13 protein-coding genes and 1 tRNA gene are annotated in these 11,630 nt (G+C 42.6%); all 14 read right to left on the bottom strand.

Translation table 11 applies throughout. The features are described from left to right. Window position 1 precedes the first annotated feature (1 nt). Complete coding sequence (locus CVT14_RS01860; RefSeq protein ID WP_021089078.1) at window positions 2–616, bottom strand: thiamine phosphate synthase; 615 nt, start codon at window positions 614–616, stop codon at window positions 2–4. After that, window positions 609–1,763 carry a 2-iminoacetate synthase ThiH gene (gene thiH, locus CVT14_RS01855; protein ID WP_107849554.1) on the bottom strand — a complete coding sequence of 385 codons (1,155 nt, stop codon included), beginning with the start codon at window positions 1,761–1,763 and terminating at the stop codon, window positions 609–611. Before thiH ends, CVT14_RS01860 begins: the two co-directional genes overlap by 8 nt. After that, window positions 1,763–2,527 carry a thiazole synthase gene (locus CVT14_RS01850; RefSeq protein WP_107849553.1) on the bottom strand — a complete coding sequence of 255 codons (765 nt, stop codon included), beginning with the start codon at window positions 2,525–2,527 and terminating at the stop codon, window positions 1,763–1,765. The genes thiH and CVT14_RS01850 overlap by 1 nt, the downstream gene beginning before the upstream one ends. Continuing rightward, window positions 2,528–3,379: a sulfur carrier protein ThiS adenylyltransferase ThiF gene (thiF, locus tag CVT14_RS01845; RefSeq protein WP_107849552.1), complete on the bottom strand. Its 852-nt coding sequence runs from the start codon at window positions 3,377–3,379 to the stop codon at window positions 2,528–2,530. A 7-nt stretch (window positions 3,380–3,386) separates the two neighbouring features. Then, entirely contained in the window at window positions 3,387–3,590 is a 204-nt protein-coding gene (thiS, locus tag CVT14_RS01840; protein WP_021089125.1) for a sulfur carrier protein ThiS, read from the bottom strand. Continuing rightward, complete coding sequence (locus tag CVT14_RS01835; RefSeq protein ID WP_021089099.1) at window positions 3,590–4,768, bottom strand: pyridoxal phosphate-dependent aminotransferase; 1,179 nt, start codon at window positions 4,766–4,768, stop codon at window positions 3,590–3,592. Before CVT14_RS01835 ends, thiS begins: the two co-directional genes overlap by 1 nt. A gap of 11 nt (window positions 4,769–4,779) precedes the next feature. Beyond that, window positions 4,780–6,615, bottom strand: coding sequence for a biosynthetic arginine decarboxylase (gene speA, locus CVT14_RS01830; RefSeq protein WP_009293792.1), 1,836 nt, complete (start codon window positions 6,613–6,615; stop codon window positions 4,780–4,782). Next, on the bottom strand, window positions 6,612–7,838 hold the full coding sequence (hisS, locus tag CVT14_RS01825) for a histidine--tRNA ligase (RefSeq protein ID WP_107849551.1): 1,227 nt from the start codon (window positions 7,836–7,838) through the stop codon (window positions 6,612–6,614). Before hisS ends, speA begins: the two co-directional genes overlap by 4 nt. A 29-nt stretch (window positions 7,839–7,867) precedes the next feature. Continuing rightward, entirely contained in the window at window positions 7,868–8,455 is a 588-nt protein-coding gene (gene tmk / locus CVT14_RS01820; RefSeq protein WP_107849550.1) for a dTMP kinase, read from the bottom strand. Window position 8,456: 1 nt separating this feature from the next. Beyond that, window positions 8,457–8,927 carry a pantetheine-phosphate adenylyltransferase gene (gene coaD / locus CVT14_RS01815; RefSeq protein WP_012001782.1) on the bottom strand — a complete coding sequence of 157 codons (471 nt, stop codon included), beginning with the start codon at window positions 8,925–8,927 and terminating at the stop codon, window positions 8,457–8,459. Beyond that, entirely contained in the window at window positions 8,924–9,475 is a 552-nt protein-coding gene (locus CVT14_RS01810; protein WP_107849549.1) for a UbiX family flavin prenyltransferase, read from the bottom strand. Before CVT14_RS01810 ends, coaD begins: the two co-directional genes overlap by 4 nt. Continuing rightward, the gene (flgA, locus tag CVT14_RS01805) at window positions 9,472–10,278 is read right to left on the bottom strand and encodes a flagellar basal body P-ring formation chaperone FlgA (protein ID WP_021089076.1); all 807 of its coding nucleotides are present in this window, start codon (window positions 10,276–10,278) and stop codon (window positions 9,472–9,474) included. Before flgA ends, CVT14_RS01810 begins: the two co-directional genes overlap by 4 nt. A gap of 65 nt (window positions 10,279–10,343) precedes the next feature. After that, window positions 10,344–10,418: transfer RNA gene (locus tag CVT14_RS01800), tRNA-Gly, on the bottom strand. A gap of 50 nt (window positions 10,419–10,468) precedes the next feature. Then, window positions 10,469–11,629 (bottom strand): molybdopterin molybdotransferase MoeA, encoded by a 1,161-nt coding sequence (locus tag CVT14_RS01795; protein ID WP_107849548.1) that lies wholly within the window; start codon window positions 11,627–11,629, stop codon window positions 10,469–10,471. Window position 11,630 lies beyond the last annotated feature (1 nt).

The raw sequence follows: 11,630 nt of genomic DNA, 5'->3' as shown, positions 1-11,630 counted from the left end.
GCTAAATTTGCTCGTTTTTGCTCTCTACTATCTTTTTTATAAGCTCTATATCGCCGCTCATTGCTAGGCTCATGAAGCAAATGCCATTTGCGCCAGCTTTTATGGCTTCTTTGTAGTTTTGGTTGTCTAGTCCGCCAAGTGCGTAAATTTCTTTGTCTAAGCTTTTTAGCTCGCTTATAAAATTTACTCCTTTTGGCTCTAAATTTGGCTTGCAAGAGGTGGCAAATATATGAGAAGCAACGAGCACGTCAGCGATAGAGGCTGAAATTTTAGCCTGCTCTAGGTCGTGAGCTGGGGCGTAAATTTTGGCTATTTTTCTAAATTCATCTAAAAAAACGCCGTGATTTTTAAAAAAATCAAGCTGCGCTGAAGTGAGCCAAAAGTCGCTCTTTAGCTTGCAAGCTACGTCAAAAAATTGATTAATGATAAATTTCTTGCGGTAGTTTTCACAAATTTGAGCCACAACCCTAGCAAGATCGTAGAATTGAGCTTCGCTTAGCCCCTTTGCACGAAGCAAAATTTCATCCACGCCAGCTTTGCAAAGTAGCTGAATTCTCTTTAAAAAGTCATAGCCCTCATAGCTTTCAAAGTCGGCCACACAGAGAATTTTAAACATAGACATACTCGCTCATCAAGGGCTCTAGGCCGTTTGCTTTTATCATTGCTTTTATCTCATCCACGCTTCTGTCGTCGCTTATCTCAAACTGCTCGTCGCCTTTTTTCTCTTCGCCGTGAGCGCCGATGCTCACTTTTACGCCAGCGCTTATCTTATTTGCAGCGATCTTTACGGCGTTATCGCGAAATTTCGCCTTTTCTCTGGTTGAGATCGTTATGCTGGCTGTTGGCATGAAAATTCTATAAGCGCAGATCACTTGCAAAAGCTCGCGCTCGCCCACGTCACGCGGGTTGATGCGGTCGTTGTTAATGATAGGGCGAAGTCTTGGGCATGAAAATGCGATCTCGGCGTGCGGATATTTTTTTTGAACCAAGCTTGCGTGAAGTGCCGTCGCAAAGGCGTCAAGTCTAAAGTCATCTATGCCAAGAAGTGCGGCAAAGCCAACCCCTCTCATACCCCCAAGCAGCGCTCGCTCCTGCGCATTTAGGCGGTATGGGAAGATCCTTTTATTGCCGCCAAGGTGGATCTTCTCGTATTTTGTGGGGTTATAGGTCTCTTGAAAGACAGTCACGTAGTCTGCGCCACTTTTGTGAAGCAGGGCGTAGCCCTCAGAGTTTAGTGGGTAAATTTCAACCCCAACGACTTTAAAAAATTTCTTTGCTAAAGCGCAGGCGTTTGCGATGTAAGCGATACTCGAGTTAGTCTCGCTCTCGCCAGTTAGTATCAAAATTTCTTCTAAGCCACTCTTTGAAATTTCTCTTAGCTCCCTTGTGACCTCCTCGTCGCTTAGCTTTGCCCTTTTTATATTATTTTTAGCGTTAAAACCGCAATAAACGCAGAGATTATCGCAGTAGTTTGCTATGTAAAGCGGGGTAAAAAGCGTGATGTTTGAGCCAAAATTTGCTCTTGTCTTAGCCTGAGCTAGCTGGGCTATTTGCTCTAAAAATGGCGCTGCAGCAGGCGAGAGCAGGGCTTTTAAATTTTCAAGCGAGCAGTGCTTTGCATTAAGAGCTGCTTTTACGTCAGCTTCGCTGTAAATTTCAGGTTTGTAGCTCGCACGCTCTTTTAAAATCTCATCCATGATGTCGCTGCCAACATCCTGCATGTGAGGCAGTAGCTGCATGTGATTAGTTCTTGTAAATTTCATCAGTCTAAAAATCCAGTGAGCGGAGATGAGGCGTTTGCGCTTTTGCTCTTTGTGCCAAGGCCTGCTAGATAGGCGTTGCGACCAGCGATGATGGCCTCTTTGAAGGCTCTTGCCATGAGCGGGATATTTTTAGATGAGGCGATGGCTGTGTTTGCCATGATCGCAGCCGCTCCCATCTCCATCGCTTCGCACGCTTGTGAAGGCCTGCCAATGCCAGCATCAACTATGATCTGTGTGTCAAGCTCGTTTATCAAAATCTCAATGATATCTTTAAAAACTAGCCCTTGGTTTGAGCCAATGGGCGCAGCTAGAGGCATTATGCAGCTAGCTCCTGCACTTAGCATCGCTCTTGCGGCATTTAGATCTGGAAACATATAAGGCATTGGCACAAAGCCGTCATTTGCCAAGGCTTCGCACGCTTTTATCGTTTCAGCGTTGTCTGGAAAGAGAAATTTAGAGTCAGTTATAATCTCTATCTTTACAAGCTCGCCACATCCAAGCTCACGTGCGAGCTGGGCGATACGAACGGCCTCTTTGGCGTTTCTAGCGCCACTTGTGTTTGGCAAAAGCGTCACGCCTTTTGGGATAAAGTCAAGTATATTTCGCTCTTTGCTCTCGTTTATGCGCCTAAGAGCAAGGGTTAGAATTTGCGCTCCAGCCTCGTTTATGGCTGAGTCGATGAGCTCGTGCGAGTACTTGCCAGAGCCAAGGATAAAGCGGCTTTGAAACTCCTTGCCGCCAAGGATCAAGCTATCACTTTGCACTCACGCCTCCAAGCCCATAAGCAGTCTAATGGCTAAATTTGCCTCGTGGTTTGCGCAGATCGCAACGCGCGGCGCCATGAGTCCTTGACCGATCTTCGCCTCGTTTGTGAGGTCGCCGCAAAGATAGACATTTTTGGCAAATTTTATGGTTTTTATGAGATTTGAGCTAAAGTATCCAGCCATACCAGAGGCGCCGATGATCTTTTTATCTTTTAAGCTTGCACCAGCTTCGTTTAGTATCATCGCCTTGCCAGCGACGTTGTCAAAGGCTTCGCATAAAATTTCACACTCGCCAAAGACGCTAGCCACATTTTTTTCATCTAAAAATATATCGTGAGTTTCGACCTCGACAAAGGGATTGACGTCGTTTATCAGCTCTTTAAGCGCCTGCGTCTTTTGCATGCCGATGTGGCGGACGAAATACTGCTGGCGGTTTAAGTTGCTTGGCTCAACGACGTCAAAGTCGGCAAGTACTAGCTTTTTTACGCCAACTCTAGCAAGGCTTAGCGCGATATTTGAGCCAAGACCGCCAAGTCCAGCCACGCCGATCACGGCTTTACTTAGGGCTAAATTTAGCTCAGGGCTGTTTCGTGAGGCGATCATCGCGCGTAAAACTTCACGCTCAGGCATCACGCCACGCCTTATAAATACGACATTTGAGCCATCTTTTAGCTCGCTATCTTCTTTTATAGCAAAGCCATCAACGATAAAAATATCTGGCTTTGTCGCGTTAAATTTCTCTAAAAATTTATAAATTTCACTCTCTTTATCGCCAAGAGCAAGCTCTTTTAGCTCGCTAAGGCTCTTTACTGGCACCTTAAATTTTGCGCCGTTTAATACTATCTCTATCATTTTCTCCTCATCCACCGCCAACTAAAGTGACGATCTCATAAGCTTTACCCTCGCTCATAAAGCTCTCACGCCAAAGCTTTTTTGGCAAAATTTCTCCGTCTCGCTCAAGGGCTATAAACTTAAGCTCATAGCCATTTTGAGCTAAAAATTCATAAACATTTATATCGTTTTCAAGCTCGAAAATTTTGCCATTTACTCTAAATTTGATCATTAAATTTTGTAGCTTTTTACAAAATTTGCGATCCTTTCGATCGCTTTTTTTATGCTCTCGATGTCTGTCGCAAAAGAAATTCTAAAGTATCCCTCCATACCAAAGCCCACACCTGGCACGGTCGCTACGTTCGCCTCTTCAAGCATTTTTTTGCAAAATCTAAGTGAGTCACTATCTACTTCTTTGCATTTTACAAATAGATAAAACGCGCCATCAGGCTTAACTACGCTTAGCCCAGCGATAGCGTTTATCATTTCAACTGCCACGTCGCGTCTTCTCTCATACTCTTTTCTCATATTTTCGATGTCTTCGTCAGTTTCGCCAAGAAGTGACGGGATAGCGCCTATTTGCACGATCGAGCTGATGTTGCTTGTGCTTTGGCTTTGAAGCTTTTTGATGCCAGCAATTAGCCAGTCCATCGAGCTTGCTATATAGCCAAATCTCCAGCCAGGCATCGCTCCACACTTGCTTAGGCCATTTATCGTGACCGTTCTTTTAAAAAGATCATCGCTTACGGAGGCTACGGCGTGAAATTTCTTGCCGTAGATCACTTTTTCATAAATTTCATCGCTTGTGATGATGATATCAGTGCCTTTTAAAACCTCGCCAAATGCCGCAATCTCCTCTTTTGTATAGACAGCTCCAGTTGGATTTGTCGGGTGATTTAGCGAAAAGACCTTTGTTTTTGGCGTGATCGCTTTTTTTAGCTGCTCGGCTGTGACTTTGAAATTTGTGCTCTCGTCCGCCTCGATAAAGACAGGAACGCCGCCACAAAATTTAACGATCTCAGGGTAGCTAACCCAGTATGGAGATGGGATGATGACTTCGTCGCCTGGGTTGATAAGCGCTTGAAATACATTAAAAAGTGAGTGCTTTGCGCCGATGTTTGTGACGATTTGGCTTGCTTTATAGTCAAGTTTGTTATCTCTTTTTAGCTTTGCTCTAATGGCCTCTATCACCTCAGGCAGGCCCGGCACTGGCGTGTATTTGCCGCTTTTGCTATCGTTATCAAGTGCGTTTTTTACAGTTTCTCTTATCTTTTTTGGAGTCATAAAGTCAGGCTCGCCAGCTGAAAGCGAGATCACGTCGATGCCAGCAGCCTTCATCTCTTTGGCCTTTGTGCTGATCGCGATTGTGATTGATTCGCTTAATGTTTGCATTCTGTTTGCTAGTTGCATTTTCGTCCTTTTTAGTTGATTGTCTTTAAGTAGCTATTATCATTTAAAAATAGATAAAGTTCGCCCAAAATTTGCTTCTTTTGTGTTTCGTTTATCAGAGTTGATTTCTCTAGGCGCTCATTTAGAGTGTCTTGGATCTCGTAGATATCGTAGTCCATGTCCTCCATGATATCAAGGATCGACTGGCTCTCTAGTAAATTTGTAATCTTGTAGCCATCACTCGTTATCTCCACGGTAGCTTCTGTCGGGTGAGTAAAGAGGTTGTGCTTCATGCCGATCACCTCTTGATATGCGCCAACTAGGAAAAATCCCAAGAAATAATCCTCCTTCTCCACATCCACGTCGTGCAAAAGTAGCGGGTTTTTCTCGTCATCATAGCTGATCTCGCCGTCGCTATCGCAAGTGATATCCCAGATCGAAGCTGGCAGAGTAGGGCGCTCATCGAGCCTGTCAAGTGGCATGATAGGGAAATTTTGTTTTAGTCCCCAAAAGTCTGGCAAGCTTTGAAAGATCGAGAAATTTAGCAGGTATCTCTCTTGAACCTCTTTTTGAATTTTGGTTAGATCGCTTGAGTTGCTCTTGTTGCCAAGCATCACGACAGCCTTTTTACTAATGAGCCTTAAAAGCACCTCTGCGTTTGATCTATCTTGCAGATCGACATAGCCTAGATCAAAAAGCGTGAGGATGCTTTCTGTGTGGTGGATGGCGTCGTGTAGGTATTCTAGGGCGTTTGAAGGCTTGATTGACTTGTAAAGATCAACTAGCTCGGTTATCAAATTTGGATTATTTTTCTTTAAATTTAGCTTCTCTTCGGTGTATTCTTGAGAAAATAGCTCAAGCACAGGAGCGACTAAAAGTGCGTGAGAAGCGGCGATGTAGCGACCTGACTCTATGAAAATATCTGGCTCGATCTCCTTTTTTTGCTCGCTTATGGTTTTAAGCATATAAACAACGTCGTTTGCGTATTCGTTTAGCGTGTAGTTTCTGCTGCTCTCTTCTTTAAACTGCGAGTACTCGATCGCAAGGCCTCCACCTAAATTTATCGCTTTTAAATTTGAGGCGCCCATTTTTCTAAGCTCAGCGTAGATGTTACCAGCCTCGATGAGTGCCTTTTTGAGCGGATGGATCTCGCTTATTTGAGAGCCGATGTGAAAGTGTATCATTGTGAAGTTTTCAAGTAAATTTGCCTTTTTTAGCATCTTTACAGCTTCTATTAGCTCGGTTGATGTTAGTCCAAATTTAGAGTGTATGCCTCCACTTTTTGCCCAGAGTCCTGAGCCTGTCGAGTGCAGTCTTACCCTAAGTCCGATCTTTGGCTTTGGTTTAAAGCGCTCTTTTGCGATGGCGATTATCGCTTCAAGCTCGTTTAAGCCCTCGATCGTTAGCGTGATATTATGCCCCATTTCAGCGGCTATAAAGCCTATGTTTATCATCTCTTTATCTTTAAAGCCATTTACCGTTATAGGCGCTTTGTCGTTGTTGTAAGCCATAGTTAAAAGTAGCTCAGCCTTGCTACCAGCCTCAAGGCCGTAGTTGTAGGGCTTACCAAGGCGTACTAAATTTTTTACAAAGCCAGGATATTGATTGACCTTAAGCGGGAAAACGGCGTTAAAGCTGCCTTTGTAGGCAAACTCTTTCTTTGCCTTTGCAAAGCTTGCGTGGATCTGCTCGATCTGCTTTTGAATTAGATGCGGAAAACGAAGTAGTAGTGGCCCTCTGTAGCCATCGTCTCTTATCTCTTTTACGATGTCGATGATCGCTGGCTTGCTAGCTTCGTTTATGCAGACTTTGCCATCTTCTATCACAAAATTTGAATTGCCCCAAATGCTAAGTCCAAAATCATTCATCCCAGCTCCTTTTCAAGCTCATCTAAATTTATCGTTTTTTCTTCTTTGGTCTCTAAATTTTTATACCAAATTTTATTCTCTTTCATCTCATTTTCGCCCACACAAAGGAAAATTTTTGCATTTTTATTGTCGGCATTTTGCAGATGTTTTTGAAGTTTTTTAGCTTCATAAGAAATTTCAACCTGATATTTTTTGCGAAGTTTTGAGCCAAGATTATAGATAAAATCAACATTCGCCGCATCAAGTGCGCAAAGATAAACTCCCTCTCGCTCATCCCCAGCTTCACCTAAAATTTCCATTATCCTCTCAACGCCCATCGCAAAGCCAACGCCATAACTTTCTCTACCGCCAAGATATTCAACCAGCCTATCGTATCTGCCTCCACCTGCTACTGCACTTTGTGAGCCGATCTCATTGCTGATAAACTCAAACGCCGTCTTGCAGTAGTAGTCCAGCCCACGAACAAGCTTAGTGTCTATCTCAAATTTAACACCATTTGCCGTTAAAATTTCTTGCAGTTTTGCAAAATCAGCCTGCGCTTCGTCGCTTAAGCTATCAGTGATAACTGGAGCGTTTTTATAAATTTCTTGGCAGCTCTCTATCTTGCAGTCAAGCACGCGGATAGGGTTTAAAAGCTTGCGTCTTTTGCAGTCTTCGCAAATTTTTTCACTGTTTTCATCTAAAAATTTGACAAGCTTTACTTTGTAAGACTTCATCGAGCTCTCGTCACCAAGTGAGTTGATCTTTAGGGTTGTTTTTATATTTAGTCTGTTAAAAATTTCGCTCACCATCAAGATAATGCTCGCATCCTCATAGACGCTGCCCTCGCCAAAGCACTCACAGCCAAACTGGTGAAACTCTCTTAAACGGCCTTTTTGTGGGCGCTCGTAGCGAAACATCGAGCCGTGATAAAAGCAGCGTTTTGTCACGTTTGCCCTGTCAAGTTTTGCCTCGATAAACGCTCTAACTACGCCAGCTGTGCCCTCAGGACGCAAGCAAACATCGTTGCCGCCTTTGTCTTCAAACTGATACATCTCTTTGCCCACGATGTCGCTACTCTCGCCGACACTTCTTTTAAAAAGCGCCGTCTCCTCGAGGTGTGGTGTCAAAATTTGCTCATATCCGTAGTTTTTTGCGACTTCCTCGCAGGTTTTTATTATCTGTGCGTAAAGTTTTGCGCGAGCTGGAAGCATATCTTTCATGCCACGAAGTGCCGTTATCATCGCATTATCCTTTTTATTTTTTTGTGATTTTACTTAAAATTTATAAAATTTTCTATCTCTTTTGAAATTAGCTCTATGCTTTTAGATGCGTCTATAAAAAGCGTTTCAAAGCCATTTTTGATGAGAATTTGCTTCATCAGGCTTTGCACTTTTAAAAGATACTCTAGCCCACGAGCCTCGATCTTATCGCTTGTGCCTCTATCTTTTAGACGAGAGCTTATTAGCTCATGGCTTGCTTCAAAAAAGATGATCTTATCTGCAAATTTATCATTTAGTGCAAATTTATTAAGCTCTAAAAGCACGTTTTCATCTAAGCTTTCATCATTTGCCAAAGCGTAGGCGATGCCCGAGATAAAGCCTCTGTCACTTAAAATGAGCTTACCCAAATTTGGAGCGACAAGCTTTTCAAAATGCTCAGCTCTGTCAGCCAAAAAAAGTAAAATTTCAGCCCTTTTGCCTATTTTTATGCTCGAATTTAGTAAAATTTCACGTAAATTTACACCAAGCTGCGTGCCGCCTGGCTCTTTTGTGACGATGGCATCACTAAATTTAGAAGCTAAAATTTCTATCTGCGTGCTCTTGCCAACGCCGTCAATGCCTTCAAACAAAACATACATTTTACGCCTTTAAATTTTTAAGAATTTTTGCTGGCACTAGGTTGCTCACGTCGCCGTCGTGGCGCAAGACTGAGCGGACGATCGAGCTTGAGATGAAGGCATTATTTAAGCTTGGCATAAGATAAACCGTCTCAAATTCGTCCCAAAGTGCAGCGTTTGCGTAGCCTATTTGTAGCTCATACTCAAAGTCACTAACCGCGCGAAGCCCCCTGATGACGGTGTTTATGCCATGCGACTTAGCAAAATCAACCAGCAAGTTATCAAAGCCAAGAACGCTTACATTTTTTAGCTCACAAACCGCCTCTTTTGCCATCTCTATGCGCTTTTCGTGTGCGAACATCGGCTGCTTGCTATCACTTTTTGCGACTGCGACGATTACCTTGTCAAAAATTTTCGTAGCTCTTATGATAACGTCTAAATGGCCGTTTGTTATGGGATCAAAGGTCCCTGGATAGATGCAAGATTTTTTCAAATTTGCCACCTTTTGTAAAGATTATTTTCGATTTTTAAGGCATCAAGCCACTTGCCGATGATGAAATTCTCCATATCAAGAAGGCTCTTTATGCCTGCGTAGTAGCCTAAAACTGGCGGTGCGATGGTAGCTCCAAGAGATGAGAGCAGCTGCATCTGAGAGAGCGCGATCGCAGAAAACGGCATCTCTCTAACGCCTAAAACTAAGGTTTGTCTCTCTTTTAGCGCAACGCTTGCAGCCCTTGTGATGAGCGTGTCACTTATGCCGTTTGCGACCTTTGCCAAAGTATTAGTAGAGCAGGGCGCTATGATCATAGCATCCGTGCCAAATGAGCCAGAGGCTGGACCAGCACTAAGATCTTGATCATCATAAATTTTCACGCCAAGCTCATCTAAATTTAGCTTCAAATTTTCTTCAGCTTCTAAAACTTTCATAGCATTTTTACTAACTATGACATGCGCCTCACAACTATCTTTGGCGGCATTTACTAGCTTTAGAAAAAGCCCAGCCCCGCTTGCTCCAGTGGCTGCAAAAACTACCTTTTTCATCTGATAACTGCCTCGTCTTTGCCTGAAACTGTGGCCTGTAAAATTTTATTTTCTCTTGTTCTTATCTTTATCATATCGCCTAAATTTCCATCTTCAAGCGCCTTTACCTCGGCGATTATCTTGACGCCACCTTCGCTTAAAACTGCATTTAGCATTTGACCTTTTTTGACTAAACTTATGGCATTAAACTGACGTTTGGTTAAAATTTCACCGCTTCTTATCTGCACTTTTGTGACAAGAGTTGAGGCGCTAAGTCCAAAGAGTGCGTCACGAGGCCATTTGCTAAACTCGATCATCGTTGGTTGGTAGTCAAGCAAGCTTAAAATGTGGTTTGTATTCATTGAATTTATAGCGATAAAAACTGGCATTTTGGCGTTAAAGCTAAATTTAAAATAAAGGCTTTTTAAGCTTAGATCAACGTCCTCAAATGAGGCTCTAAAAACGCCTTTTTGGCTATTTTGATCGTTTAAAAATATATTTTTAAAAACTAAGTCTTTGAAATTTGCAGGGAGTTTGTTTTGCGGACTGATGCTAAGATCGCTCACGCTGATGCCTGGGTACTCGTTGCTGATCTCTCTTAGAAATTGCATCTGAATTTCATCCATGATAGAGCAGTTTTTCACAAAAGCAACGCTGCCGCCGCTTTTGTCATTATATGTTTTAAAATTTGCTGTTAGAATTTCATAGAGTTTTTTACTATCTATCTTGGCAGCTCTTTTGCCCTCTAAGTTTAAAATTTCATTGTCTTCGCCTTCAAAACCAAAAGTGCTAAGTGAAATTTGATCATTTACGACGCAATACATCGGATAGATGCTGACTTCATTTGCAAAAAGTTTTGTGGAAAATAAAAAAATGAGTATAAAAAAGATGGAGCGGGAAACGAGATTCGAACTCGCGACCCCAACCTTGGCAAGGTTGTGCTCTACCCCTGAGCTATTCCCGCAATCAAAATGAAGTCCGCATTTTATCAGATTGTTTTTCATTTGTCAAGGATTATGGAAGTTTTATGAGCGAAATTTCACTATTTTGTAAAATTTCACCTTGATCAGGACTAGTTATCAGCACAAAATCACTCTTTAATATATGATTTATCATGCCTGAGCCATATTTTCCGCCGTCAGTTGCTATAAATTTGCCATCAATTACATTGCCAAAAACCGCATTTGCTCTGCCTGATTTTACCTTCAAATTTTCACTATTTATAGCTTTTTGCGTCACAAAACACTCGCTTTTTAGAAGTGGCAAAACAAGCATCATCGTACAAAGATAAGCAGCCATAGGGTTGCCAGGCAAGATAAAAACAAGCCTGCCATCTTTTTCATAAGCCTTACAAGGTCTGCCAGGTCTTATGTCAAGGTGCGAGTAAATTTCATCGTATCCAAGCTCGCTTAGGGCTATCTTCATAAAGTCAGCCTCACCAGCGCTTGCTCCACCAGAGCAGATAACGATGTCGTAGTTTGCAGCGTTTAAAAACGCCTGTTTTACAGCATTTAGCTCATCTTTTATGATGCCAAGATATGAGCTTTTTTGACCGATTGAGCTTAAAAGTGCAGTGATGCCAAGTGCGTTTGCATTGTAAATTTCATCCTCGCTAGCTCTTTGCCAAGGCTCGATGATCTCATTTCCGCTTGAGTAAATTCCAACACTAGGCTGCTTTTTCACATCTATAAAGCTTATGCCCTGAGCCGCTAGCATCATCACGCTTCTTGTGTTTAAAATTTCGCCACTCTTTAGTAAAATTTCACCAACCTTTGTCTCTTCGCCTTTAAAGCGGTAAGCTTCGCCTTTTTTAAGCTTAGCTGGCGCTTTTACAAACTCGCCCTCAACTAAGCAATCTTCAAACCTCATGACCGTGTCAGCGCCCTTTGGCATCTTTGCACCAGTCATTATCTTCACGCATTCGTTTTTGCCGATAGCTAGCTGCTCTTTATCGCCTGCAAAGGCACTTGCGATTATCTTATAAGGTTCATCTTTTTCATCAAATTTAACAGCAAAACCATCAAGCGCTGAGTTATCAAAGCAGGGCAGGTCTTTGACCGCTATCACGTCATTTGCTAAGGTTTTGCCAAGAGTCTCGCTAATGGGTAAAATTTCGCTCTCATTTTTTGGTTTAAATTTAGCTTTTAAAGCCTCAAGTGCGTCATTTACTAGCATT

The organism is Campylobacter concisus (genome assembly GCF_003048445.1).
GTDB lineage: Bacteria > Campylobacterota > Campylobacteria > Campylobacterales > Campylobacteraceae > Campylobacter_A > Campylobacter_A concisus_BF.
The sequence above is the reverse complement of the archived record's forward strand: the minus strand, read 5'-3'. Positions and strand labels throughout refer to the sequence as shown.

Bases quoted from the DNA above. Each gene is read 5' to 3' on its own strand.
- CVT14_RS01860 (WP_021089078.1), bottom strand. From the start codon at position 616: ATGTTTAAAATTCTCTGTGTGGCCGACTTTGAAAGCTATGAGGGCTAT.
- thiH (WP_107849554.1), bottom strand. From the start codon at position 1,763: ATGAAATTTACAAGAACTAATCACATGCAGCTACTGCCTCACATGCAG.
- thiF (WP_107849552.1), bottom strand. From the start codon at position 3,379: ATGATAGAGATAGTATTAAACGGCGCAAAATTTAAGGTGCCAGTAAAG.
- thiS (WP_021089125.1), bottom strand. From the start codon at position 3,590: ATGATCAAATTTAGAGTAAATGGCAAAATTTTCGAGCTTGAAAACGAT.
- CVT14_RS01835 (WP_021089099.1), bottom strand. From the start codon at position 4,768: ATGCAACTAGCAAACAGAATGCAAACATTAAGCGAATCAATCACAATC.
- speA (WP_009293792.1), bottom strand. From the start codon at position 6,615: ATGAATGATTTTGGACTTAGCATTTGGGGCAATTCAAATTTTGTGATA.
- hisS (WP_107849551.1), bottom strand. From the start codon at position 7,838: ATGATAACGGCACTTCGTGGCATGAAAGATATGCTTCCAGCTCGCGCA.
- tmk (WP_107849550.1), bottom strand. From the start codon at position 8,455: ATGTATGTTTTGTTTGAAGGCATTGACGGCGTTGGCAAGAGCACGCAG.
- CVT14_RS01810 (WP_107849549.1), bottom strand. From the start codon at position 9,475: ATGAAAAAGGTAGTTTTTGCAGCCACTGGAGCAAGCGGGGCTGGGCTT.
- flgA (WP_021089076.1), bottom strand. From the start codon at position 10,278: ATGTATTGCGTCGTAAATGATCAAATTTCACTTAGCACTTTTGGTTTT.
- CVT14_RS01795 (WP_107849548.1), bottom strand. From the start codon at position 11,629: ATGCTAGTAAATGACGCACTTGAGGCTTTAAAAGCTAAATTTAAACCA.